Annotated in this window: 22 protein-coding genes; 10 read left to right on the top strand and 12 right to left on the bottom strand. The window is 68.0% G+C overall.

Translation table 11 applies throughout. The features are described 5' to 3' along the window. The first annotated feature begins 68 nt into the window (after positions 1 to 68). Positions 69 to 863 carry an alpha/beta fold hydrolase gene (locus OG300_RS03045; RefSeq protein WP_405491889.1) on the top strand — a complete coding sequence of 265 codons (795 nt, stop codon included), beginning with the start codon at positions 69 to 71 and terminating at the stop codon, positions 861 to 863. Between the two features lie 54 nt (positions 864 to 917). On the opposite strand, the gene OG300_RS03040 is transcribed toward OG300_RS03045, so the two are convergent. Next, positions 918 to 1,406, bottom strand: coding sequence for a carboxymuconolactone decarboxylase family protein (locus OG300_RS03040; RefSeq protein WP_405491887.1), 489 nt, complete (start codon positions 1,404 to 1,406; stop codon positions 918 to 920). Beyond that, entirely contained in the window at positions 1,403 to 2,476 is a 1,074-nt protein-coding gene (locus tag OG300_RS03035) for a dihydrodipicolinate reductase (protein WP_405491885.1), read from the bottom strand. The genes OG300_RS03040 and OG300_RS03035 overlap by 4 nt, the downstream gene beginning before the upstream one ends. 56 nt (positions 2,477 to 2,532) lie before the next feature. On the opposite strand from OG300_RS03035, the gene OG300_RS03030 reads away from it, so the two are divergent. Then, positions 2,533 to 3,027 (top strand): nuclear transport factor 2 family protein, encoded by a 495-nt coding sequence (locus tag OG300_RS03030; protein ID WP_405491883.1) that lies wholly within the window; start codon positions 2,533 to 2,535, stop codon positions 3,025 to 3,027. Between the two features lie 72 nt (positions 3,028 to 3,099). Here the strand turns inward: OG300_RS03030 and OG300_RS03025 are convergent, their stop codons facing one another. The 4 genes from OG300_RS03025 to OG300_RS03010 all read right to left on the bottom strand — a co-directional run bounded on the left by OG300_RS03025 (position 3,100) and on the right by OG300_RS03010 (position 6,713). After that, entirely contained in the window at positions 3,100 to 3,777 is a 678-nt protein-coding gene (locus OG300_RS03025; RefSeq protein WP_405491881.1) for an NADPH-dependent F420 reductase, read from the bottom strand. A 127-nt stretch (positions 3,778 to 3,904) separates the two neighbouring features. Next, positions 3,905 to 4,864 (bottom strand): isopenicillin N synthase family dioxygenase, encoded by a 960-nt coding sequence (locus OG300_RS03020; RefSeq protein ID WP_405491879.1) that lies wholly within the window; start codon positions 4,862 to 4,864, stop codon positions 3,905 to 3,907. Continuing rightward, complete coding sequence (locus OG300_RS03015) at positions 4,861 to 5,310, bottom strand: nucleoside deaminase (protein WP_405491877.1); 450 nt, start codon at positions 5,308 to 5,310, stop codon at positions 4,861 to 4,863. The genes OG300_RS03020 and OG300_RS03015 overlap by 4 nt, the downstream gene beginning before the upstream one ends. Before the next feature lie 5 nt (positions 5,311 to 5,315). Further along, entirely contained in the window at positions 5,316 to 6,713 is a 1,398-nt protein-coding gene (locus OG300_RS03010) for a purine-cytosine permease family protein (protein WP_405491875.1), read from the bottom strand. Positions 6,714 to 6,881: 168 nt separating this feature from the next. On the opposite strand from OG300_RS03010, the gene OG300_RS03005 reads away from it, so the two are divergent. Both OG300_RS03005 and OG300_RS03000 read left to right on the top strand, forming a co-directional pair. Next, positions 6,882 to 7,727, top strand: a complete 846-nt coding sequence (locus OG300_RS03005) for an SCO6745 family protein (RefSeq protein ID WP_405491873.1) — start codon at positions 6,882 to 6,884, stop codon at positions 7,725 to 7,727. 455 nt (positions 7,728 to 8,182) lie between these two features. After that, positions 8,183 to 8,617, top strand: a complete 435-nt coding sequence (locus OG300_RS03000) for an LppP/LprE family lipoprotein (protein WP_405491871.1) — start codon at positions 8,183 to 8,185, stop codon at positions 8,615 to 8,617. Between the two features lie 193 nt (positions 8,618 to 8,810). On the opposite strand, the gene OG300_RS02995 is transcribed toward OG300_RS03000, so the two are convergent. The 4 genes from OG300_RS02995 to OG300_RS02980 all read right to left on the bottom strand — a co-directional run bounded on the left by OG300_RS02995 (position 8,811) and on the right by OG300_RS02980 (position 15,900). Then, positions 8,811 to 10,121, bottom strand: coding sequence for a DUF222 domain-containing protein (locus tag OG300_RS02995; protein ID WP_405498451.1), 1,311 nt, complete (start codon positions 10,119 to 10,121; stop codon positions 8,811 to 8,813). A gap of 254 nt (positions 10,122 to 10,375) precedes the next feature. Then, positions 10,376 to 10,828 carry a methyltransferase family protein gene (locus OG300_RS02990; protein WP_405491869.1) on the bottom strand — a complete coding sequence of 151 codons (453 nt, stop codon included), beginning with the start codon at positions 10,826 to 10,828 and terminating at the stop codon, positions 10,376 to 10,378. Positions 10,829 to 11,077: 249 nt separating this feature from the next. Then, positions 11,078 to 14,230, bottom strand: a complete 3,153-nt coding sequence (locus tag OG300_RS02985) for a BTAD domain-containing putative transcriptional regulator (protein WP_405491867.1) — start codon at positions 14,228 to 14,230, stop codon at positions 11,078 to 11,080. 77 nt (positions 14,231 to 14,307) lie between these two features. Continuing rightward, entirely contained in the window at positions 14,308 to 15,900 is a 1,593-nt protein-coding gene (locus OG300_RS02980) for a PucR family transcriptional regulator (protein WP_405491865.1), read from the bottom strand. Between the two features lie 119 nt (positions 15,901 to 16,019). Between OG300_RS02980 and OG300_RS02975 the strand changes: the two genes are divergently transcribed. The 4 genes from OG300_RS02975 (at position 16,020) to OG300_RS02960 (ending at position 22,185) form a co-directional block, all read left to right on the top strand. Further along, positions 16,020 to 17,510: a CoA-acylating methylmalonate-semialdehyde dehydrogenase gene (locus OG300_RS02975; RefSeq protein WP_405491863.1), complete on the top strand. Its 1,491-nt coding sequence runs from the start codon at positions 16,020 to 16,022 to the stop codon at positions 17,508 to 17,510. A 22-nt stretch (positions 17,511 to 17,532) separates the two neighbouring features. After that, on the top strand, positions 17,533 to 18,897 hold the full coding sequence (locus OG300_RS02970) for an aspartate aminotransferase family protein (protein WP_405491861.1): 1,365 nt from the start codon (positions 17,533 to 17,535) through the stop codon (positions 18,895 to 18,897). Positions 18,898 to 18,907: 10 nt separating this feature from the next. Continuing rightward, positions 18,908 to 20,395 carry a gamma-aminobutyraldehyde dehydrogenase gene (locus tag OG300_RS02965; protein WP_405491859.1) on the top strand — a complete coding sequence of 496 codons (1,488 nt, stop codon included), beginning with the start codon at positions 18,908 to 18,910 and terminating at the stop codon, positions 20,393 to 20,395. Between the two features lie 374 nt (positions 20,396 to 20,769). Next, on the top strand, positions 20,770 to 22,185 hold the full coding sequence (locus tag OG300_RS02960; RefSeq protein WP_405491857.1) for an NAD(P)/FAD-dependent oxidoreductase: 1,416 nt from the start codon (positions 20,770 to 20,772) through the stop codon (positions 22,183 to 22,185). Here the strand turns inward: OG300_RS02960 and OG300_RS02955 are convergent. Next, positions 22,182 to 23,303: a metallophosphoesterase gene (locus tag OG300_RS02955; RefSeq protein ID WP_405491855.1), complete on the bottom strand. Its 1,122-nt coding sequence runs from the start codon at positions 23,301 to 23,303 to the stop codon at positions 22,182 to 22,184. The genes OG300_RS02960 and OG300_RS02955 overlap by 4 nt on opposite strands. Positions 23,304 to 23,380: 77 nt before the next feature. Here OG300_RS02955 and OG300_RS02950 point away from each other — a divergent pair, with 77 nt between their 5' ends. After that, on the top strand, positions 23,381 to 23,866 hold the full coding sequence (locus OG300_RS02950) for an Lrp/AsnC family transcriptional regulator (protein WP_405491853.1): 486 nt from the start codon (positions 23,381 to 23,383) through the stop codon (positions 23,864 to 23,866). Between the two features lie 25 nt (positions 23,867 to 23,891). Here the strand turns inward: OG300_RS02950 and OG300_RS02945 are convergent, their stop codons facing one another. Further along, positions 23,892 to 24,458, bottom strand: a complete 567-nt coding sequence (locus tag OG300_RS02945) for a TetR family transcriptional regulator (protein ID WP_405491851.1) — start codon at positions 24,456 to 24,458, stop codon at positions 23,892 to 23,894. 67 nt (positions 24,459 to 24,525) lie between these two features. Here OG300_RS02945 and OG300_RS02940 point away from each other — a divergent pair, with 67 nt between their 5' ends. After that, positions 24,526 to 25,515, top strand: a complete 990-nt coding sequence (locus OG300_RS02940; protein ID WP_405491849.1) for an SMP-30/gluconolactonase/LRE family protein — start codon at positions 24,526 to 24,528, stop codon at positions 25,513 to 25,515. The last annotated feature ends 3 nt before the right edge of the window (positions 25,516 to 25,518 follow it).

Genomic DNA, 25,518 nt, shown 5'->3' with positions numbered 1-25,518 from the left:
ACGCGGCAGAAATCTAGAACTCGTTTCAGTTATCGTGACGGCCAGATTCGACGCGATGGGAGACGACAGTGCCGTTCGTGAAATCGGCCGGGGCGCGGGTGCACTTCACCGACACCGGTGGCGAGGGCCCGGCCGTGGTACTGAGCCACGGGTTCTTCCTGGATCAGGAGATGTTCGCGCGGCAGGCGCAGTTGCTCGCACCCGACTATCGGGTGATCTCGATCGACGCGCGCGGGCACGGACTCACCGAGGACGACGGAATCCCTTTCACCTATTGGGATCTCGCGTGGGATGTCTGGACGGTGATCGACGAGCTCGGCATCGTCGAGGTGGTGGCGGGCGGCATGTCGCAGGGCGGGTACACGGCGCTGCGCATGGCGCTGCTGCAACCGGATCGGGTACGCGGGCTGATCCTGGTCGGCACCAGCGCCGAACCGTACACCGGGGCGGAGAAGGCCACCTACCGGCAGATCATGGGCGCGTGGATGCACCTACCCGAGTTCGAGCCGATGGCCGAGATCACCGCGAAAACCATGATCGGCGGCGACGCGGACCATCGGCAGCCGTGGATCACCAAGTGGCTCAACGATGATCGATCCAGGATCAAGTTCGCCGCCGACTGCCTGATCGAGCGGGAATCGGTGGCGGTGGCGATCGGCGGGCTCGGCCAGCCCGCCTTGCTCGTTCGCGGCGTGCACGATCAGGCCTCGAGCCACGAGCAGCTGGCCACGCTGGCAAGGCAACTCGGCGGCCCGGCCGAGCTGCACACCATCGACGGGGCCACGCACGGCGTGAACATCACGCACGCAACGGAAGTCGACGCGATCCTGCGAAAGTTCCTGGCCGACCTACCCCTGATATGACGAAAGGTGTTGCCCGGCAGGGATCGCCGGGCAACACCTCGCCGGGGCCTCCGCTTACTGCGCGGTATGGCCCGGCAGTACGCACACCGCGTCGAGACCCAGGACGTGGTTGAGGCGGCCGAAGGCCAGCCACGAGCCCAGGCACATGGACAGTTCCACGATCTCGGCGTCGGTGTAGTGCTGCTTCATGCGCTCGAAGAACTCGTCGTCGAGGCTGTGGTGGTCCTCGGCGTAGACCGTGGCGTATTCGGCGGCAAGGCGGACGCGGTCGTCGAAATTGGGGGTGGTGCGCCAGTCGGTGACGTCGTCGGCGAAGGACTCCTCGACCTTCTCGCCATTGCGGTCGGTACGCCAGTCCAGGCAGAACAGGCAGCCGTTGATCTGCGCGATACGCAAACGGGCGGCCTCGAATTCGCGCAGCCCCAGGGTGGAGTGCGAGTAGACGGCGAGGGAGAAGTTGGAGGCGGCGATGCCGATGCCGGGCACCATCTCGCCCCACACGTAGCCGATCGGGTCCTTGCCCTCGGGGATGTCGATGATCATGGCTGGTTCCTTCCGAGGGTGCCGTAGGGCAGGGGGACGTCGAGAGCGTCGTAGAGGCCGGGTTCGGCGGCGGCGAGCCAGTCGATGGCGTTCACCAATCTGCCTACGGCGGTGGCGTTTCCGCCGGCCGAGTGGTTGCCGTCCTCGTCGGTCGCCTGCACGGTGACCTCGATATTGGGGCGGCCCTCGATGATGACGCGATGCGCGCCCGCACCGCTGGGCGGCTGCGGCCAGTCCGGTGCGCAGCTGGGGTGAATCCGGGTGACGTGTTCGATGACGATGCGCGGGGTGCCGTCGACGATGCCCTGCACCTCGAAGCGCACCGCGCCCTGGGTGCCCGCGTCGAACTTGCCCATCAGCTTGGTGTCGACGCTGGCTTCCAGCGGGCGACGTTCCACGACTTCGCGAATGTCGGTGAGCGCCACGCCCAATCCGCGCGCGATGAGGCGAATCTGGCCGCCCCACACCATGGTCGGGATGGTGGGCGCGAGCATGGGCGGCTGGTAGTCGAGGGGTTGGCCCATGCCGACCAGGTAGCGCACCGAGTCGGGCTGGTCGTAGGTGGTGTAGTCGAAGATCTCCTGGCAGCGCACCACATCCACGGTGCTGCCGAGACCGCTGATCAGCAGCGGCAGTACGTCGTTGCCCCAGCCGGGGTCGACGCCGGAGACGAACAGGGAGCCGCCACCGTCCGCGATGGCGGCGGTGACCCGCTGCCGCATGTCCTCGGGGGCATTGCGGTGGTCGTAGAGGGCGTAGAGGGCGGGGGTGACCACGACGGCCCCGGCCCGTAGGGCGCGTTCGATGTCGGCGAGGGCGTCGTCGGGGCGGATGTCACCGGAGGCGGCGTACACCACCGCGCGCGGGCGCGCGGCCAGGGCGGCGTCGATGTCGTTGCTCGCCGCCACCCCCAATTGGGTGTCCAGTCCGGCCAATTCGCCGGCGTCGCGGCCGACCTTGGCGAGATTGTTGACCAGGACGCCGGACAGCTCGAGGCCCGGATGCGCGGTGACAGCCCGGATGGCGGCACGGCCGACATTGCCCGTACCCCAGACCAGGGTGGAAATCATTTCGGAACCGTAGCAAGTGCTTGGTAGGTTGGGGGGTAATTCGGTTACATTTCGGTATGGACTTCGAAGCACTCGAGACGATTCGCGCACTCAAGTACCGCTACCTGCGCACCTTGGACCTGAAACTCTGGGACGAGTTCGCCGACACCCTCAGCACCGACATCATCGGCTCCTACGGCTCCCCTTCCGGCGACATGCCACTGGAGTTCAACGGCCGCGACCAGATCGTCGACTACATGCGCGGCGCGCTCGGCGGCAACATCATCACCGTGCACGTGGCCAACCATCCGGAGATCACCGTCGACGGCGAAACCGCCACCGGCAGCTGGTGTCTGGAGGACACGGTGATCGTGCCCGACTACCAGCTGCTGATCCGCGGCGCGGCCTACTACCACGACACCTACCACCGCGAGGACGGCGTCTGGCGCATCACCCGCACCGGGTACCAGCGCATCTACGAATCCAAGCAGTCGACCGCCGGACTGCCCGGCTACGAGATCACCGCCAACCGCTGGGCCCCGACCGAAACGGCCGACGCGCACAACGGCTGAACCAACCCACCAGGACTGAGCCGTCTGGGCACACAGCGGCTGAGTCATTCGGGTGGTACCGAGCTACGGAGGCTAGGGCCGCTCTGCGGCATCGACCGCCTTGCCGACCGTGGCGCTGTCGGCCGGAGTACCCGGCCTGTCCCAGAACGGCGTTCCGTCGGCGAAGGGCGCACCGTATACCGGGGTACCGGGTTCGAGCCGCCAGCCTTCGGCGAGCGGGCCGATATCGAGGCTGTCATAGCCGAGGGCGCTCAGCAGTTGCGCCGCATCAGCTTTCGCCTCGGAGTCGTCTCCGGCGATGGGCAATGTGGTCCGGTCCTTCGCATCAGCAGCACGCCCGAGCACCGCCAGATGCTGGAAGTAGATGTAGTTGAACGCCTTCACCACCCGTGAGCGCGGCAGATAGCGTTGCAGCAGTTCGGAACTGGTGGTGCCGCCATCGGCCAGATCCGCGATCTCCCCGTCCCGGCCGACCGTGTAGTTCCCGGTATCGATGACCACCTTGCCCACCAGCGCATCCGCCGGTACTCGCCCGTATTCGCGCACCGGGATGGTCACCACCACGATGTCCGCCGCAGCGGCTTGTTCCGGAGTCGCCGCCCGCGCCCGCTCCCCCAGCTCGCCGACCAGCTCAGCGAGGGTTTCCGGCCCGCGCGAATTGCTCAGCACGACATCGATTCCCGCATCCACGGCCAGCCGCGCCAGCGTCCCGCCGATGCGGCCACTCCCGATCAATCCCAACGTCGTCATGACCGCTGCCAACAGCGCGCACCGCACCGATGTTCCCGCGCCCGCGACACGAATGGGGTCGCCCCCACGGCCGCCAGGGAGCGACGGTCGTGGGAACTCGCCAGATGGTCTTCGGGGGCTGGAGGTTTCAGCCCAGGGTGATGGCGTCCAGGCGGGTGCGGAGGAAGTCGGCGGAGATGACCGGCTCGAGGCCGCCCACCTTGCCGATCGGGGGTTCGAGTGGGGTGACGCGGGCGTCGTGGTCGAGTTCGTAGAAGTAGATCAGCGAGACCAGGTCCTCTTCCGGGGCGGATTCCTGGGGTGGCAGGACGCGGTGGCGACCGGCCGGCCAGCGTTGACCGCTCCAATGTGCCAGTAGGTCACCGATGTTCACCGTGAGGGCGGACGGGTCGTAAGGGGCGTCTTCCCAGCCGCCTTCGTCCGTGTAGACCTGTAGGCCGCCCGCTCCGGGTTCGCGGTCCAGGACCGTGACGGTGCCGAAGTCGGTGTGGGGGCCGATGCGGAACTGACCGGGCTCGGGTGGGCCGAGGTCGGTCAGCGGCGGATACCAGTTGATGTTGCAGGTCCAGGTGGGGCGGCTGGCCAGGCCTTCGAAAGGGTTGCGGGACAACGACAGGGCCTGGGTGAACAAGGCCAGGAGTTCGTCGGAGAGGGTGTGCATGGCGGCGGTGTAGGCGGCCATCAGGATCTCGAGTTCGGCGACCTCGCCCGGCCAGATGTTGCCGAGGAACCAGACGTCGTCGACCGTCGCGTCGCCGATGCGGGTGTCCGCGCCGACCGCGAAGGTCTCCTTGAGATCCGGTGGGGTCTCGGTGCCCTCGGCGTAGCCGTTGGCCTCCAGACCCGGGCCGATCCAGCCCCGGCCGCCGACCGAGGTCGCATACCGCTGCTTGACGTCCTCGGGCAGGGCGAAGAACCGGCGGGCCGCCGTGCGGACGGCGGCCGGAAGCCCTTGCGGCACACCGTGTCCGCGCACCAGCAGGAATCCGGCGCGCTGCATTCCGGCGTCGACCTCGCGCAGCACCTCGGCGGCGGCGTCTCCGCCCGCGCGCCAGCGGTCCAGATCGACCGTCACGATCGGAGTCATTCGGCCACCCCGATGTCCTCGTTCCACAGCTCGGGCCGCTCGGCGATGAACCGCGTCATCATGTCCACGCACGCCGGATCGTCGAGAACGGTGATCGAAACCCCGTGTGCGGCAAGCCAATCGTGGCCTCCGGTGAAGGTCTTGGATTCGCCGACGATGACCGCGCCGATGCCGAACTGCCGCACCAGGCCGCTGCAATACCAGCATGGCGACAGCGTGGTGACCATGATGGTGTCGCGGTAGTCGCGGCGGCGGCCCGCATTGCGGAAGGCGTCGGTTTCGGCGTGCACGCTGGGGTCGTCGTTCTGCACGCGGCGATTGTGGCCGCGGCCCAGCAGGTTGCCGTCGCTGTCGAACAGGGCCGCGCCGATGGGGATACCGCCCTCGCTGAGTCCCAGTTGCGCCTCGTCGTAGGCGGTGACCAGCAAATCCTGTGCATTGATCATGCCGATCATGCTGCCACCGCGGCGCGCGAGATCCGGGAGCGCTCGAGCGCGACATAGGCGGCGGCCGAGATCAGGAATCCGGCGAAGAAGGTGATGTCGCCCAGCTGCGGGACGGCTTTCGCGGCGTAGCCGACGAACTTCTCCTGATTGGAGAACAGGGTGACCGAGACGATCAGGCCGAGCAAAAACGCGGCCACACCACCCCAATTCGTATAGGCGCGGTCGTAGAGCAGATGGTCGATGCGCTGTCCTCGGCGCAGGTATTCGTCGGCGAAGACCACGCCCAGCCACGGGCCGATCCAGTAGGCGACGATGAGCAGGAAGGCCTCGTAGTTGGCGGCGGCGTCCGGCAGCGCCCACCAGGCGACCAGGAAACCGATCACGCCGAAGGCGACCGACACCAGGGCGCGTTGCAGCCGGACCGCCAGCCGGAAGCCCATGGTCACGAAGGCCATTGCGCCCGAATACACGTTGAGCGCATTGGCGGCGACCGCGCCCACCGCGATGGCGAGCAGCGTCAGATCCTTGATCGGCTCGGGCAGGCTCGCGGTGAATACATCGGTGGGGCTGCCCTGCGCGGTGCTCGACACCGTCGCCGAGGCCGCGCCGACGAGTTCCAGCCAGACACACGACAGCAACAGCCCGGCCGAGGCGTAACCGCCGGTGGCCACCTTGGAGACCGTGGGCGGCAGGTAGCGGGAGTAGTCCGCGGCGTACGGGTTCCAGCCCGCGCCGTAGCCGAAAGCGGTGCCGACGGTGAGCAGGAAGCCGCCCATCCCGCCCACGCCACCGGCCGGGGCGGGCATACCCAGGTCGGCCTTGCTGAAGATGACGATGGTGACCAGGGCGAACACGATCGTCAACAGCGGGAAGGCGATTCGCTCGAGCAGCTGCACCAGATTGTGGCCGAAGAACGCGAAGGCGGTCTGCGCCACCACGATCACCAGCAGGGCGGTCAGCTTCGGAATGCCGGTCAGGGAATTGAGTGCGAACGCGCCGCTGACGGAGTTGGTGGCGAACCAGCCGACACCGCACATGACCGACATGAAGGTGGCGGGCAGGATATTGCCGCGGAAGCCGAAGGCCAAGCGGCCCAGCACCATCTGCGGCACGCCGTGCAGCGGGCCGCGGGCGGAGAGCAGGTAGTGCGCGGCCGCGCCGAGGGCGGTGCCGACGATCAGGCCCAGGGCGGCCTGCCAGAAGTTCATGCCGTAGGCGGTGACGGCGAGCACGCCGACGAAGACGGTCGCGAACTCCATGTTCGGAGACATCCACGTCCAGAACAGTTTTCGCGGGGTGCCGTGCCGGGCGTCCTCGGGGATGAAGTCGTCGCCGCCCGGTTCGATCGCGATCGCGCGATCGCCGTAGACGCCGGACTCCGACTCGGTCTCGGTTGTAGCCATTGCTGCTCGCCACCTCTCAGGTCGATTGACCTGGAGGAATTGTGCGGTTCGGATTGTTGCCTCGATATGAAAACGAGTTACCTTCACATCAATACGCGGGCCGAAACATGAGATATCAACCGGCGCTGCTGACTTCAGTTAACTGAACCCAGCGGCTAGGGTGAGGTCATGGACACGACCTTCGCCCGCGACATGTGGCGGGTGCTCGAGCCGCTGCACGCGGTCACCTACTTCGCCGCCGACTGCCGGGCCGCCAACAAAGCCGTTGGCCTGCGCGGCTATTGGATGGGCTACTTCGGTGCGCGCTCCGCCCCGCTCGGCGCGGTCGGCCCGTCCGTCGTGGAAGCGACCTTCTACAACTTCCATCCCGACATGATCCGGCGCGCCATCCCCGACGCCTGGAAATACGCCACCCCCGACGCGATCGTCGCCACCCGCACCATCGCGGCCGCGGCCGTGCTGCGCACCGTCGTCCCCGACATCGCCACCATCGCCGCCCGCACCGTCCCCCACCTCCAAGAGGCCATCACCACCGCGCCCGCGGCGGGCCGCCCGCTCTTCGCCGCCAACCGGGACCTGCCCACCCCCGGCGACTCCGTCCACGCGCTGTGGCAGGCGACCACCGCGTTGCGCGAACATCGCGGCGACGGCCACGTGGCCTGCTTGCTGTCCGAAGGGATCGACGGCTGCGAAGCGCACGTTCTGTTCTCCGCCGCCACCGGGACGCCGGATCAACTGTGGCGTGACAACCGCGGCTGGACCGAATCCGATTGGCAGGCAGCCCAACACCGCCTCGCCGACCGGGGGCTGCTGGACTCGAAGGGAGCCTTGACCGACTCCGGCCGGGATCTCCGCGACCACATCGAATCCCGCACCGACGCGTTGGCGATGACCGCGTACCGCGACGTTCCCGCCATGGTAGAGACGCTGGCGGTGCTCACGCCTGCCGCGCGCGCGGTGATTCGTAGCGGCCAGGTCCCCTACCCGAACCCGATGGGCGCGGACCCGGCGTGAAGGCGGTGTCGCGCTAGTCAGCCGCGCGAATTGCGTTCGCGCCCCTAGTTTTTGGGGCATCGCCTCGGCGAACATCCAGGTAACACCTGCTCGAATTGATCCGATGACCAATATGTTCTTCCACTCGGGTGGAAGTCGGGGGATCGCGTATCGATGCGAGGAGAATCATGCAGGTCAGAACTGTGCTGTTTGCTGTGTCCGCCATCGCCCTGGTGGCGACCACGAGCGGATGCTCCGGCAGCTCGACGACGCAGGCGGGTACCGCGAGCACGACGGTCGCCACATCCGCGTCACAGGGGGCAACCACATCAACGCAAGGAAACCCGTCGGCTCCGCAACCCGCACCGGCCCCGGGCGGCCAGGGCGGCAATCCCGCTGCGGGAGATGGTGATTCACCACAGCCCGCACCTGCCACCAATACGGTGACCGACTCACCGCAAGCCCCGGTCGTCCCGGTGACCACGAACCCCGCACCAGTCGGCAGCGGCCACGGCCTGTGCTTCGACCTCAATTCCGGACTCGCCAACTCGGCGATCAAGAGCCTCGCCCCCACCACCAACGGCGGATGGAACAACCCGTTCGCGAGCAATGACCCCATCTCGGCCGGGTGCGACGGCGTGCTGTCCTGGATGACGGTGGAATCAGGCAACATCCACCCGTACATCCACATCCTGTTCTTCACCAACGGCACCTACCTGGGCACCGCGACATCCAACCCATACCCGTACACCGAGATCACCGGCAAGACTACGAACACCGTTACGGCACAGTACAAGTGGACGAAGGCCAATGACGCCCTGTGCTGCCCGAGCGGCGGCCCCAGCAATGTGACCTTCACGCTTTCGGGCGGCAAGGTAGTGGCGAAGGGCCAGTTCCCGCCGAGCAACTGAGTCGCCCAGCCTCTTGCTGGATGCGAATGGGCTACCTACGACCTGACTATGTCCGCCTACCACGGTGACACGGGCATACAGCTGCGGACAGCAGCCGAGCACGCCCGAGGTAGGTGGTTGTCCACCACCGAAAACCGCTCGGGAGGTGTGTGATCGGGACCGAATGTCGCCGACGCTCGCACCGCCACGAGCGCTATTCGCGGGGTGGTCCTGCGCGCCGCCGGGAATGTCGGATGGCGCGGGTGCGCAGGTCGGTGAGGGTGGCCACGGCCAACTCACCCACATGATGTCGGGTGTTGACCTGCGGGGTGCCGGTCGGATCCAGCGGTGGTGGCGCGATCCACCCCGTTCGGCCCGCATGGGGTGAATCCGGGGGCATGACAACGGTTTTCCAACCGCTGGGGGTGTCGTTGACCAGTGCGTGGCAGGCATCGCACGCCAAAGTCAGATTCTCGATATCCGTCGGACCGCCCTTGGACCACTCTGTGATGTGATGCACCGCAGCCAACGTCGCAGGAGCATTGCAACCCGGACGCGTACAACCACGCTCCGCGGCGATCAACGCCAACCGTTGAGCCCAATTGGCCAAGCGGTGCACCTTCCCCAGATGCAGCGGCATGCCGTTGTGGTCGAAGATCGCCAGGAACGGGGTCGACTTCTCCGCCAACCGCAACGCTTCCGGGAGTGGAACGCTGCCGCCGGATGCGGTGGTCGCGACACCGGCGCGGGCCTCGACCTCGGCCAGGCTCATCGTGAGAATCGTCGAGACCGGCAGGCCGCGGTGGTCTCCCAGGCGGGCGGGGCCGCGCTCGGGGCGCAGGAAAGCCACCAGCGCATCGTGATTGCGTTGCGCGGTCGAGCGGCGGTCACGATTTGCGGCAGCGTCGAGTACGTCACGGTCGACATGCTCAGGAGCCCAAGGGCTTTCGGGGTCGGCGGGGTTGCACATGCCGGGGCGGGCGAGTTTAGCGAGAACAGGCTCGAGCAGTTCACGCAGCGTCGCAGTGATTTCACCGCTCAGCGGCGACATGCCATCGACACGCCGCTTACCCAGCGTGACACCGCGACCACGCTGACGGTCCTCGTCTTCAGTGAGACTGCCGTCCGGGTCGAGGTAAGCCAGGATCCGATCACCGATCTTCGGCAGATCATCCGGAGTCGTGTCGGTCGCGAACTCAGCCAACTGGAATTCAACCGTCTCGCGCTGCTCGACATCAAGTTTCACCGGCAGGCGGTCCATGATCCGACCTATCACCCGCGCATGCTCCGCGGAAACCAGTCCGACCGATTGCGCGGCCGCAGTCCATGGCAGCCACGGCGGCAGCGTCTGACCGGGAAGCTCCCGCGGACCCAGCAGGGTCGCGGCCCGACACCGCGCGCGAGCGTCGGCGGCGCTGAGATGCAGTATGTGTTCGAGGAAGCGCGGCATCGACTTCAGGCCGGATTGCGCGGGGATGCCGCGCATTTCGATTTGATTGAGCACTCGATGCTGCACCGCAGCCATGCGGCGTGTGCACGATTCCATCTCTTGCAGCAGCTTCACAACGTCGGAATCCGACATCGGGTCCAGGTTGTTTTCGGCCAGGAAATCCACGTCATCGGAGAGGGCTGCCACATGGTCTGTGGCAGCCGCTTCGCGTGATTCCCCTCCCCGGATCATGCCCCAATTCTACTCTTGAATTCCCAGCCATTCTTTCGAATTACTATGCGGTATAACGTTTTTCAGAATCGCTGATGTTCAACTTCCCAGGGGAAATGTCACCAGATTCCGGGAACCAGACGCTTGGTGGACAGTCGGTAGGTCTCATACGGCGCACCCAAGGTTTCGACGAGGGTCCGTTCCTCGAGGTTGATGCGCCGCAGGAAGGCGTAGATCGGAATGACAGTAGTCAGCAGCAGAGACACGTAGTTGGTGCAGGCCAGACCGAAACCGAAAGTCAGCAACAGAACTCCGCTGTAGGAGGGATGCCGAATCCATTGGTAGGGCCCATGATCGATAACCGGCTGCCCGGCATCAACCTCGACCGTGGTACGAAAGTGCTTGCCCAACACCGAGATCGCCCAAACCCGAACACCAAGCCCAACCCACATGAGCCCGATCCCCAACACCTGCCACGGCACCGCAGGCCCCGGAAAGCGCAACGCGCCATCGATAGGCAGAATCGCGGCAATCACACTCGCAACGGTCATGGCCGCCGCCACCAGAATCATGATCGTGACCCGGGTCCCCCCATCCCCAGCCGTAGACCCGGTCCCCCGCACCCGATCCCGCACCCGCAACGAAACCTCGAACGCCAACCAAACCCACGTAGTCATCACAGCGACATTCACGGCGACCTTCCCTCCGACTCGGATTCCCGACCATTCGAGAAAACCACCGCCAGTGGTACGAGCGCATCCGGGAGAAGCCCTGAGGACATGTCCGGGTGGGCCCCGAGATGTCCTCAGGTTCACAAGCCATCACCCGACGTTACCCAGGGATCGGATCTGGTCTGGTGACATTGCGGTGCCCTCCGCGTAGGCCGTGTTGAATTCCTTGTCGCCCAGTTCTTCTCGGGTCGCGGCGCGCACCTGTTCGGTATAGCTGTCGCCGGTGGACGGGAGGCCGCGTAGGGATTCTGCTGCTCCCAGCAGGGCGGTCGCGCGGCGGGGGTTGCCGTCGGTGAGGGCGGCTGCGGCCAGGGTTTCGGCTGCGGTTGCGGCTATGGGGTGTAGGCCGGTGGCCAGGGCCAGGTTCAGGGCGGTGTGAGCGTGGGAGTTCGCTTCGGGGGTGGCGGATTCGGAGAGGGATAGGCGGGCTAGGCCTATGTGGGAGCGGGCTTGGGCGTCTACGAGGTTGATCGACCCGTCGGCGGGGAGGGAGAGGACTGCGGTGTAGTGGTCGCGCGCGGAGGTGGGGGTGAGGGGGCGTTCCAGGTCGGCTAGGCCGCGTAAGGCGTTGGCTCGCATGTCTGTTGCGCCGATGGTGCGGGCCAGGTCGGCGGCGTGGAGGTAGTCGGTGCGGGCGGCGGCGAGGGCTTCGGGGGCGGCCGGGGTGGCGGTGCGGATGTCGCCGCGGCGGGTCAGGAGGTCGGCGGTGTCGGCTATGCAGGCCAGGTCGGTGTTCAGGGCGATCGCTTCGTCGATGAGGGTGAGGGCAGTGGGGTGGTCGCCCCGCTGTTCGGCGACCACGGCCAGTTTGTCCAGGGTGGCGGCGATGGCCCATCGGTCGCCGATGGTGCGGAATTCGGTTAGGGCAGAGTGGAATTCGGGCTCGGAGTCGGCGGCTCGGCCGGACATGAGCAGGCCCAGGCCGTCGCCCAGGCGTAGGAAGGCTCGGGACCAGGGGTCCGCGCCGAGTAGGCGGCGGAGGTCGGCGGGGTTGCCGGGGAGGAGGCCGCCGACTATCGCCAGTAGGAAGACCACGTGCGGGCGGTGCAGGGCGGTGGGCGATGCGGCTATCGCGGAGGTGGCCTGGGCGAGTGCGGGGCCGACGTCACCGCAACCCCGTGCTGCCACGGCCACGCACAGTGCGAATTGCTCTGCGTCGAGGGTCGGATCGAGTTCCGGGAGAAGGCGGTTCGCGATCTCGGCGGCTTCACCGGGGCGGCCGGTGAGCCACCAGTACCAGGACTGGGCGGCTATGAGGCGGGCGGCCAGTCGCGGGTCTGCCCCGGCGGACCAGTGCAGGGCGCTTTGGAGGTTGTCGTAGTCGGCGGTGAGGAGGGCGAGGTGGGTGAGTTGCGCCGAGCTGCGGAGAAGTGGGTCGGCGGAATCGGCGAGGGCGGTGAAGTGTTCGGCGTGGGTGCGCTGGAGTTGTTCGTGGGCATCGGAATTCATTGATCGGGTGCGGGCGAATTCGCGGATGGTTTCGAGCATGCGGTAGCGGCCTGCGGTGACTTCGAGGAGGGACTTGTCGGCCAGATCGGCGAGGAGGTCTTCGATATCGGATGCGAAGTCGACGTCGAACGGGTGGTCTTCGATACTGGTGCGAGCGCAGACCTCGCGAACAGCGGCGGCGGTCGCACCGCCTGCGAATACCGAGAAGCGTTCGGCCAGTGCCTGTTCGGCTGGGTCCAACAGATCCCAGCTCCAGGCGACCACGGCCTGCAAGGTTTGGTGGCGGGGTTCGGCGGTGCGGTCGCCTCGGGCCAGCAGGCGGAAGCGGTCGGTGAGGCGGGCGTCGATTTCGGGGAGGTCGAGGGTGCGCAGGCGGGCGGCGGCCAATTCGATGGCGAGGGGCAGCCCGTCGAGGCGCGTGCAGATGCGGGCGACCATGGCGATGGTGCCCGCGTCCACGGTGAAGCCGGGGCGGACGGCGGCCGCACGATCGGCGAAGAGGCGGACCGCAGGGCTGGAGAGTTGTTCCGCCAGGGCGGAATCGGTCGGGGCGATGGGCAATTGCCCCAGGGGGAAGGAGCTCTCGCCCGTGATGCGCAGGGATTCGCGGCTGGTGGCCAGGATTCGGAGAGCCGGGCAGGCGGTCAGCAGGCGGTGAGTGAGGCGGGCGGCTTCCAGGATCACCTGTTCGCAGTTGTCGAGGATCAGCGTGAGCGGGCGGTCGGCCAGCATGGTGATCAGGCGGGCTTCGGTGTCGCGGGGTGCGGCGGGGGTGTGCGCCGCGAGATCTCGGCCGCCGAGGGCTGCCGCGACAGCCTGCACCACCTGGACACCGTCGACCAGCGGGGCCAGGTCTACGAAGCAGACCTCGCCGCGAATCTTGTTGCCCGCCTCCACCGCCAGGCGGGTCTTGCCGGTACCGCCCGGGCCGATCAGGGTGACCAGGCGGGATTGCGCGAGCAGCGGGACCAATCGCGCCAGTTCGCTGTCGCGGCCGACGAAGCTGGTGAGCGGAATCGGCAGACGCCTATCCGCTACGGCCGCAACCTCATCGGCGCGCAGGATAGACAGGTGTGCCTCGGCCAATTCGGCAGACGGGTCGGCTCCGAGCTCGTCGGCGAGTAACCGTCGGCCCTCCTCGAAGCATTCCAGGGCGTCGGCCTGACGTCCGGCCGCGTACAGCGCGCGCATGAGCAGGGCCCGAGCCCGCTCCCGAAGCGGCTGGCGCGCAACGAGTTCCGACAGCGCTGCCACCACCGCGTGCTGCTCCCCCACCGCCAGCGACGCCTCGGCCCGATCCTCTTCGGCGGCCAGCCGCTGTTCGGTCAGCCGGTCGGCCGGAATGCCCGCGAACGGCGCGTCGAGCACATCCACCAATGCCTGCCCGCGCCACAGCCCGATCGCTTCGTCGAGCAGCGCCACCGCGGTCGCCGGATCACGATCGCGCAGTGCCTTGCGCCCCTGTTCGGCCAGCCGGGTGAACCGGTGCGCGTCAACGGCTTCCCGTTCCACCGCCAGCCGATATCCGGCCGCCGTGGATTCCACCAGCTCCGTGTCCTCGGAAGCCTTCCGCAGCGCCCGCCGCAGCCGTGAGACCTGCGATTGCAGCGCGTGCCCCGCGTCCCCCGGCGGCTGCTCCCCGTACAGCCCGTCGATCAGCGATTCGCGCCCCACCACCCGCCCGGAGTCGAGCACGAGCAGCGCCAGCAGCGCACGCACCTGCGGTCCACCGACCGCGATCGGTGCCCCCTCATCGTCGCGCGCCTGCACCGGCCCCAGAATCCCGAACTCCACGGCGTCAGTATGCCCGCCTCACCGCGGTCATCCCGGCCCTGCGCCACAGCCTTCCGAGTTGGCTGGAGCACGATCCGTCAGCGTGGGCCGACCAGATCGCGGATGAGCAACGCGGTGTGCAGGGAGGTACGGGTTTCGCCGTCGTCGAGATCCACATCGAGGATGCGTTCTATGCGGGCCAGCCGGTCGTAGAGCGTAGGGCGGCTGATGGTCATCCGCTTGGCGAGTTCGGTCTTGTTGCCCGCGAGATCCAGGAAGCGGCGCAGGGTTTCGGTGAGGTCGGTGTCGTTGCGGATGTCGTGGCGCAGCAGGGCACTCAGTTCGGTCTCGGCGAAATGCTGGACGCCGGGGTCGTCGCGGATGAGGGAGAGCAAGCCACGCAGGCGAACGTCTCCGCTGCGGTAGAAGGGGCGGGGAGTCGAAGCGCCCAGGGCCAGTGCGACTTCCGCGACGTGGGCGGCCTGGCCCAGCTCGCGGGCGGTGTCGAGCAGGGACTCCGATTCGACGCCGACGCCGATCACGGCACGCTCGATGCCTGCGACGCGGCGGATTTCGGCGAGCATGGCCGTGCAGGCGGTGGTCAAGGCGATGTCGAGATCCCCGGAGCGGGTCAGCGCCAGGATGACAGTGATCCGATTACCGTGCTCGGGTGCCGCCAAAGCTGTTGCGCGAGAAAGGGCTACGCCGTGCAGGGCGGCGTCCAGCAGCGCGGCGGTGCGGCGTTGCCGAGCAACCGGGTCGGGTTCGGTTGCGGCCGCCACGTCGACTGCCATGGGTACGTAGCGGGCGCGGCGGGCCAAGCCCAGGGCGGCGGCCAGGGCCACGGCGTCGCGTTCGGAACTCAGCCGCCCGCTGCTCATATCGTCGATCAGACCGGTCTGCGCCTGGCGGTGCAGGCCGAAGCGGTCCCGTTCGATCATGCGGTGCAGGGTCAAGGTCTGGGCGGCGCGTTCCAGCACCATGCGGGCGCGGACACCCGGCACCTGCGCCGAGCGCAGGATCAGCCGTCCCCAGCGCTGGGTGTGCGGACCCACCGGCACCACGTCCGGGTCGTCGTCGGGCAGCAGCCGAGAGGTGGTCTCCCAGCGGTCCAGCAGCGCCGAGGTCGCCGTGTGCCGCGCGGTCAACGCCAGCACCCGATGCGTCACGTCCTCGAGCACGACGGAGGCGTCCAGCATCTCGGCGGCGGTCTGCACGATCTCGGCCAGCGAAGCACGCCGCACGCTGAGCGCCGTGAAGGTTTCGTGGACTGTCCGCGCGAACTCCAGTTCGGCGTACTGGTCGGCCACGATCACCCGGTGCACCGCCTCGGTGATCTCCACGAACCGCACCACCCGGTGCAACGCGATCACCGGCAGCCCCAGCCGGTCGGCGGTGCGCGCCACCAGCGGCGTCAATTCGCTGACGTAGGTGCCCAATTCGACGACCAGCCCCGAAACCCCGGCGGCTGCGAGGGCTTCCAGATACGTGACCGTCGCCGTGTCGCCACTCGCCAAGGCCTGTCCGGTGGTGAGAATCAGTTCCCGGCCCACCAGCAGCTTCGCCACATCGGGCAGTTCGCTCACATGCACCCAGCGCACGGGGCGATCCAACGATCCGCCGCCGACCAGTTCGGGCGCACCGGCTCGCACGACCGGCACCGCCAGGATGTCAGCAACCGAGGGGAGCACCGACGAATCGTAATACGAAGCGCGCAACACCGTACAGATCGTCGGCGCCCGACCGGCGAGTAGTGACGCAGAGTGGGACCCGGACCCGCACGGTCAGGCCATCAGTGAAACGAGGAGATATGCAGACCATCGCACACTGGCTCGACGGCAAGCCCTTCGCCGGCTCCAGCGAGGCTTCCGCCCCCGTCACCAATCCCGCGACCGGCGCGGTGACCGGACAGGTCGCGCTGGCCGGCGCCGCCGACGTGCGCACCGTGGTCGACGCGGCCGCGGCCGCCTTCCCGGCCTGGCGCGACGCCTCCCTCGCCAAGCGGACCGGCGTGCTGTTCCGCTTCCGCGAACTGCTCAACGAGCGCAAGGAAGACCTGGCCGCGCTGATCACCGCCGAGCACGGCAAGGTGCTCGCCGACGCGGTCGGTGAGGTGACGCGCGGCCTCGAGGTGGTCGAGTTCGCCTGCGGCATACCGCATCTGATCAAGGGTGGCTACACCGAGAACGCCTCAACCAAGGTCGACATCTTCTCGGTGCACCAGCCGCTGGGTCCGGTGGCGATCATCTCGCCGTTCAACTTCCCGGCCATGGTGCCGATGTGGTTCTTCCCGCTGGCCATCGCCGCCGGAAACACGGTGGTGCTCAAGCCGAGTGAGAAGGATCCGTCCGCCTCGCTGTGGCTGGCGCAGCTGTGGCAGGAGGCCGGGCTGCCCGACGGCGTGTTCAACGTGGTGCAGGGCGACAAGGTCGCCGTCGACGAACTCCTCGACAATCGGGCGATCAAGGCGGTGTCGTTCGTCGGCTCGACGCCGATCGCGAAATACGTCTACGAGCGCGGAACGGCTGCGGGCAAACGGGTTCAGGCCCTCGGCGGAGCCAAGAACCACATGGTGGTGCTGCCCGACGCCGACCTGGATCTCGCCGCCGACGCCGCCGTGAACGCGGGCTTCGGCTCGGCCGGTGAACGCTGCATGGCGATCAGCGCGCTGGTCGCGGTCGGTGACATCGCCGACGACCTGGTGGCCCGGATCACCCAGCGCGCCGAGACCATTCGCACCGGTGACGGCACCCGCGGCACCGATATGGGCCCGCTGGTCACCAAGGAGCACCGCGACAAGGTCGCCGCCTACCTCGCGGCGGGCGAATCCGAAGGCGCCACAGTCGTTCTCGACGGCCGCACCGTGACACCCGACGGCGACGCCGACGGATTCTGGCTCGGCCCCAGCGTGCTCGACCACGTCGGCACCGGCATGAGCGTCTACACCGACGAGATCTTCGGCCCGGTGCTCTCGGTGGTGCGCGTCGACACCTACGACGAGGCCCTCGCGCTCATCAACGCCAATCCGTACGGCAACGGCACCGCCCTGTTCACCAACGACGGCGGCGCGGCCCGGCGCTTCCACAACGAGGTCGAGGTCGGCATGGTCGGCATCAACGTCCCGATCCCGGTCCCCATGGCCTACTACAGTTTCGGTGGCTGGAAGAACTCCCTGTTCGGCGACTCGCACGCGCACGGCATCGACGGCGTGCACTTCTTCACCCGCACCAAGGCCGTCACCACCCGCTGGCTCGACCCCAGCCACGGCGGCCTGAATCTCGGCTTCCCACAGAACCACTGACCGCGAGAGGACAGGGACCACGATGACCCTCCCCAACGGACTCACCCCCGAGGCGGCTCGCGCGGAAGCCGCCCGCGCCTACGAACTCGACCGCCGCCACGTCTTCCACTCCTGGTCCGCGCAGGCCGCGCTGAAACCCATGGTGATCACCGCCGGCCAGGGCTGCTACGTGTGGGACGGCGACGGCAACCGGCTGCTGGACTTCTCCTCGCAGATGGTGAACACCAATATCGGACACCAGCATCCGAAGGTGGTGGCGGCCATCGCGGAACAGGCGGCCAAGCTGTGCACCATCGCACCGGGACATGCGAATGCCGCCCGGTCGGAGGCGGCCCGGCTGATCGCCGAGCACACGCCCGGTGAGCTGAACCGGATCTTCTTCACCAACGGCGGCGCGGACGCCGTCGAGCACGCGGTGCGAATGGCGCGCCTGCACACCGGGCGCTACAAGGTGCTCTCGCGCTACCGGTCGTATCACGGGGGCACCGAGACCGCGGTCAACCTGACCGGCGACCCGCGCCGCTGGCCCAACGATCACGGCAATACCGGGACCGTGCACTTCTTCGGGCCGTTCCTGTACCGCTCGCACTTCCACGCGACCACCGAGGCCGAGGAGACCGAGCGCGCGCTCGAACACCTCGAGCAGACCATCGCGCTGGAGGGTCCCAGCACCATCGCCGCGATCATCCTGGAGTCGGTGCCGGGGACCGCCGGAATCATGGTGCCGCCGCCGGGATACCTGGCCGGGGTGCGGGAGCTGTGCGACCGGTACGGGATCGTGTTCATCGCCGACGAGGTGATGGCGGGGTTCGGGCGCACCGGAAAGTGGTTCGCCATCGACCATTTCGACGTGGTGCCGGACCTGATCACCTTCGCCAAGGGCGTGAACTCCGGGTATGTGCCGCTCGGTGGCGTCGCCATCGCACCGCACATCGCGGCGACGTTCGATGACCGGCCTTATCCGGGTGGGCTCACCTACTCGGGTCATCCGCTCGCGACCGCGGCCGCCGTCGCCACCATCAACGCCATGCGTGATGAAGGCATCGTCGACAACGCTCTCGACATGGGTGAACGCGTGATCGGTCCCGGACTGCGGGAACTGGCCGAACGGCATCCCAGCGTCGGCGAGGTACGCGGCGTCGGCGTGTTCTGGGCGGTCGAACTGGTCCGTGACCGCGACACCCGCGAACCCCTCGCGCCGTACGGCGGCAGCAGTCCCGCGATGAACGAGACCATGGCCGCCGCCAAGGCCGCCGGACTGCTGCTGTTCATGAATTTCAATCGCCTGCACGTGGTTCCGCCCTGCACCATCACCGAGGGCGAGGTCAAGGAGGGGCTGGCCATCCTGGATCAGGCCCTCGGTGTGGCGGATTCGCACCTCGCCTGAAAGGAACGCAGTGCCGGAGCAACACCTGCAGTACATCGACGGGGCGCGCCGGGCCGGATCCGGTGCGCCACTGTCGATCCTCGCCCCGGCGACCGGTGCGATCGTCGCCACCGGTCGCGGGGCACACGCCGATGATGTCGAAACCGCCGTCGGCGCAGCCCGTTCCGCCTTCCCGGCCTGGGCCGCGCTGACGCCGGGGACCCGCTCCGACCTCATGCACGAGTGGGCGCGCATCCTGCGCGAGCGCGCACCGGAGCTGGCCGCGATCGAAAGTGTCAACGCGGGCAAGCCGATTCGGCTGGCCACCGAATTCGATGTGCCCGGAACGATCGACAACACCGCGTTCTTCGCCGGTGCCGCCCGGCACCTGGAGGGCAAGGCGGCGGGCGAATACTCCGGCGAGCACACCTCCTCGATCCGCCGCGAGCCGCTCGGCGTGATCGGGTCGATCTCGCCGTGGAACTATCCGTTGCAGATGGCGGGATGGAAGATCCTGCCCGCCATCGCCGCCGGAAACACGGTGGTGCTCAAGCCTTCCGAGCTGACACCGCTCACCTCACTGCTGTTCGCCGAGGCCGCGACCGCCGCCGGGATTCCGGCGGGCGTGATCAACGTGCTCACCGGCGCCGGCCTCGACGCCGGGCAGCCGCTCGTCGAGCATCCGGCGGTGGCGATGGTGTCGTTCACCGGGTCGACCGCGGTCGGTCGCCGGGTGGCGGCGAGCGCGGCGGGCGCGGCCAAGCGGGTGCACCTCGAACTCGGCGGCAAGGCCCCGTTCGTGGTGTTCGACGACGCCGACCTCGAGGCCGCCGCCCGCGGTGCGGTCGCGGGCGCGCTGATCAATGCCGGGCAGGACTGCACGGCCGCGACCCGCGCCTATGTCCAGCGGCCGCTGTTCGAGGAGTTCGTCGGCCGCGTCGCTCACCTGATGGACCAGGTACGCATCGGACCGGTCGAGGACCCCGATACCGATATGGGCTCACTCATCTCCCGCGCACACCGCGACAAGGTGCACGGCATGGTCGAGCGGGCCCGCACCGACGGCGCGAAAGTCGTTCACGGCGGCCGGATTCCGGAGCACACCCCGCCGGCGGGCGCGTACTACGAACCCACCCTCATCACCGGCGCCGTCCAGGACTCCGAGATCGTGCAGCAGGAGATCTTCGGCCCGGTGCTGGTGGTGCTGCCGTTCGACACCGACGACGAGGCCATCGCCCTGGCCAACGACACCCCGTACGGTCTGGCCGCCTCCGCGTGGTCGCGCGACGTCTTCCGCACCCAGCGGGCCAGCCGGGAAATCCAGGCGGGTTGCGTCTGGATCAACGACCATATTCCGATTGTCAGCGAAATGCCGCACGGCGGCCTCAAGTCCTCCGGATTCGGAAAAGACATGTCCGCCTACGCATTCGAGGAATACACCAATATCAAACATGTCATGTCGGATATCACCGGGGCCGCGCACAAGCCCTGGCACGACGTGATCTTCCGGGCGCGATAGCAGGAGAAAATTCCGCGCAACCGGACCGGTAACCCTTACCGGTCCGGTTCGTGCGTTATCCTCATCGCACACGTCACGCTCTGCCTATCGTGTTGCAGGAGACGGCCATGGAACCGGATGCGACCACGTCGCTGACCTATCGTTCCGTGCGAAATTTCGTCATCGCCGGGCAATTGCGCATGCGTCGCCGCTGCGACGATCGCGCTGCCACCAGCTGATCACCGCCCTCACCGCCGGTCAGCCCATCCGGGCAGACCGGCGGTACTTCGTCATTCCCCCTAATCGGGTCGACGCATATCCGGGGCACGGAACAGCACATTCACCATCAGCCGGGCGGCCGGACCGCCGGGCGAGAGAGAAGGAGTTGATCGGCCATGGCGGCCAAAGGAAGCAAACTGTGGGCGTCGGCACTCGCTAACGCGGCGCCGACGCCGTACTGGACCGACCGGCCCGAGCGGCCGACCCCCACCGACCCCCTCACCACCGCCACCGACGCCGACCTTGCCGTCATCGGCGGCGGCTACAGCGGACTGTGGACCGCACTACTGGCCAAGGAACGCGATCCGGGCACCGATGTGGTGCTGATGGAATCCGGGCTGTGCGGGCACGCCGCCTCCGGGCGCAACGGCGGCTTCTGCTCCGCCAGCCTCACCCACGGCCTGGCCAACGGCCTGGAACGCTTCCCCGACGAGATCCACCAGCTCGAACGACTGGGCCGCATCAACCTCGACGGCATCGAGGACGCCATCCACCGCTACCGCATCGACTGCGAGTTCGAACGCACCGGGGAGATGGAAGTCGCCACCGCCCCACACGAATTGGAGTGGCTGCGCGAGAGCCACGACGCCGCCGAAGCGCTCGGATATCGCAGCAAGCTCTTCGACGCGGGCGAGACCCGGGGGCTCGTGCACTCCCCCACCTATCTGGGCGGCTGGTGGGATCCCGACGGCGTCGCCATGCTCGATCCCGCGCGACTGGCCTGGGGACTGCGCCGGGCCTGCCTGCAAGCCGGGGTCCGCATCTACGAAGGCACTCCCGTGCAACGCATTTCGAAATCGCACGGCGGCGCGCTCAACCTGCACACACCGCACGGCGAGGTGCGCGCACCCCGGGTCGCGTTGTGCACCAGCGCTTTCGCTGGACCGGTACCCAAGGTCACCCGGCACGTGGTGCCCGTCTACGACTACGCGCTGATGACCGAACCGCTCACCGCCGAACAGCGGCGCAGCATCGGCTGGGATACCCGCATGGGGCTCGGCGACGCCTCCTACCGCTTCCACTACTACCGGCTCACCAGCGACAACCGCATCCTGTTCGGCGGCTACGACGCCATCTACCACTTCGGCAACCGCATCGCGCCGACCCTGGAATCCAACGAGGCCACCTTCGAAACCCTTGCCGCGCACTTCTTCCAGACCTTCCCGCAACTCGAGGGGCTGCGCTTCAGCCATCGGTGGGGCGGGGTCATCGACACCTGCGGGCGCTTCTGCGCCTTCTTCGGCTCCGCGTACAAGGGCCGCCTGGTCTACGCGGCCGGATACACCGGGCTCGGGGTCGGGGCGACCCGGTTCGGGGCGGAGGTGATGCTCGATCAGCTCTGGGACCTCGACACCGAGCGCACCCGCCTGCGCCTGGTGCGCTCGCGACCCCGTGCCCTGCCGCCGGAACCGTTGCGGTCGGCCGGAATCAACCTCACCCGGTGGTCGCTGGCCAGGGCCGACGCCCACGAGGGACGACGCAACCTGTGGTTGAAGACCCTCGACTACACCGGGCTCGGGTTCGACAGCTAGGCGCTGCGCAGGATCAGGACCGTGATCTCGCTCGGCGCGAACAGCCGCAGCTGCGGCCCCCAGAAGCCGGTGCCGCGGCTGGTGTAGAGCTGGGTGCGCTCCCCGTGCCTGCTCAGCCCCGCGACCACCGGCTGCTCCAGCCGGACCAGATAGTGGAACGGCCAGATCTGACCGCCGTGGGTGTGACCCGAGATCTGCAGGGCCACACCGGCTTTCACGGCGTCGGCAACCTGGACCGGCTGATGCGCCAGCAGCACCACCGGAATCGCGGGATCGGCACCGGCGAGCGCGGCCTCGATATCGGGGCCGTGCCCGGTCAGACCGCGACCGGTCGGATCGTCGATGCCCGCGATGATCAAGCTGTCGCCGCCGCGGGTGAGCACCTGGTGCTCGTTGCGCATCGGCTTCCAGCCCAGCCCGGCCATGTGCTCGATCCAGCCCGGCGCGTCACCGAAGTACTCGTGATTGCCGGTGATGTAGAAGCGGCCCAGCGTGGCCTCGACCTTGCCGAGCGGATCCACCTGGGCGCTGCGCGCGGCCACCGAACCGTCGGCCAGATCGCCTGCGTGACAGGCGATATCGGGCCGCTGCGCATTGACCTCGGCCACCACCCGCTCCGACCAGCGCAGGCGATCCAGCGCCGCGAAGTGGGTGTCGGTCACCACCACCAGGCGCACACCGTCCAGGCCCGCGCCCAAGCCCTCGATCGGGACCTCGACCGTGCGCACCCGCGGCAAGCGCCGCGCCTCGTAGACCGCGTACGCCACCAGCGCCGCCGCCACCACCACGACACCGATCGCCACGATGCGCGAACGCGCGGGATCATCGACCCCGCCGAGGATCAGCCCGGCGCGGACCACCGCGCCGATCACCGACCAGGTGAACACCACCCACATCACGCCCAGCAGCGTGTCACCGATCTTGGACGCGGTATCCGACTGCCGCGGACCGTGCCCGAGCAGCATGCCGGTGGGCAGCGCCGCGAACGCGAGCAGGAACACCGCCGTGCCCAGCCAGAACCACGGGCCGGACAGGGTGGTGTAGACCAGCAGCCACCACGGCGCCCCGAACAGCAGTGCCGGAATGGCGAGAAACATGACTATGCGCGGAAATCTCACGGGGGTTCATCCTTGTCGGACAGGAATGGCGCCGAAAACGACGCCTCCGACCAACATACCCGCGCATATCGGGAAGGATGGGCCACGTGACCGACCAGACCTCCGGCCGGGGAGCGCCGCTCCTCGACGACATCTCCAAACGGATCATCGCCCAGCTTCAGGAAGACGGGCGACGGGCGTACGCCACCATCGGCAAGGCGGTCGGGCTGTCGGAGGCCGCGGTACGGCAGCGGGTGCAGAAACTGGCCGACGCGGGCGTGATCCAGATCGTCGCCGTCACCGACCCGTTGCAGGTGGGTCTGTTCCGGCAGGCGATGATCGCGATCACCGTGGACGGGCCGGTGCAGCCGGTCGCCGACGCGCTGGCCGCCATCGACGAGATCAATTACGTGGTGGTGTGCGCGGGGCGCTACGACATCCTGTGCGAGGCGGTCTGCCCGGACGACGAAGGGCTGCTGGATCTGGTGTCGCACCGCATTCGGGCGCTGGGCGGGGTGCGGCACGCGGAGATCATGGTGTACCTCAAGCTGCGCAAGCAGACCTACCGCTACGGCACCCGCTGATCACAGCGTGAGATAGCGCTGCCCCTCACAACGTGAGATATTTCTGCACCGTCGGGCCGATGTCGGCGACGATCTGCGCGTGGGTCATCGCGACCACCGGCGGCAGCCGTAAGACGTAGCGGCACAGGGCGAGTCCCAGCATCTGGCTCGCGATCAGCCCGGCCCGGTGCGGGGCGTCCCCGGGATCGCCGACCCGCAGTACCGCAGGCATCAGCTGCTGCGCGAACACCCGCTGCGCGCGCTCGACCACGGCCTCGTCGGTCACCGCCGAGCGGATGAGGGTGAACAGGATGTCGGCGGTCGGCGGGTTCTCCCACAGTTCGATGAATCGCCCGGCGACCAGTTCGCCCAGCGAATCCGGTTCCGCCGCAGCCAGATCCGGCAGTTGCAGATCGACATCCAGTGCGGCGTCGAACAATCCGTCCTTGTTGCCGTAGTACCGCATCACCATCGAGGGGTCGATGCCCGCGTCGGCGGCGATGGCCCGGATGGTGGCCTTGCGGAAGCCGTCCTCGGCGAAGCGCCGCCGGGCCGCCTCGAGGATGGCGGCGCGGGTGGCGTCGGAACGCCGCGGCGAAGTCTCCACAGTCATGCCAACGAGTGTAGGCCAACATTCGTTGACCCTCGCGATCCGGGCCGTGATCCGGTTAGGGTTAACCATGTCCATGCAGCCGCACCGCTGGTCTCCGCCCAAGGCGACACCCCGCGCGAGCGAAAAACACAGCACACCGCCGATGCCGCCACTGCGGCTGCTGCCCCTGCCCGGCACCGGACCCGAGGACGTGGTGATCGCCGCCGACGGCAGAGTGCTCACCGGACTCACGGACGGCGCGGTGGTGGCCGTCGACCCCACCGACGGCAGCGTCGAGCAGATCGCGCACACCGGGGGTCGCCCGCTGGGCCTGCACGCCGAGGCCGACGGATCGCTGCTGATCTGCGACGCGCACCGCGGCCTGCTGCGCCTCGACAAACCCGGCGGCACCCTGGAAACCCTGGTCACCGAGATCGACGGCAAGCCACTGACTTTCACCAGCAATGTGGTCGCCGACGGCGAGACGATCTACTTCTCCGAGTCCTCCCGCAAGTGGCCGCTCGAGGAGTACATGGGCGACATGCTCGAGCACACCGAGTCCGGCCGACTGTTCCGCCGAGCCGCGGACGGCAGCGTCGAAACCCTGATCGACGGACTGAAATTCGCCAACGGCATCGTGCTGGCACCCGACCGGTCCTGCGTGCTGGTTGCCGAGACCGGCGGCTACCGCGTCACCCGCTACTGGCTCACCGGTGAGCGCGCGGGCACCATCGACCTGTTCACCGAGAACCTGCCCGCCTTCCCCGACAACATGGGCCTCGGCAGCGACGGCCTGGTCTGGGTCACGCTGGTCTCCCCGCGAAATCCGCTGCTGGACACGCTGCTTCCGCTGCCCGGCGCGATCCGGCGGGTGGTGTGGGCGATTCCCGAAGCGCTGCAACCGAAACCGGCCCGCACCGTCTGGGTGCAGGCCTTCGACTTCGACGGCAACCTCGTGCACGACCTGCAACGCGAGGCCGACGACTACGCCATGGTCACCGGTGTCGCCGAACTCGACGGCACCGTCTACCTCGGCAGCCTCTCGGAATCCGCGATCGCGGTGACCCGGATTCCCTAGCGG

Source organism: Nocardia sp. NBC_00511 (assembly GCF_045161165.1).
Classification (GTDB): domain Bacteria; phylum Actinomycetota; class Actinomycetes; order Mycobacteriales; family Mycobacteriaceae; genus Nocardia.
This window is presented reverse-complemented; position numbering and strand designations above follow the sequence as displayed.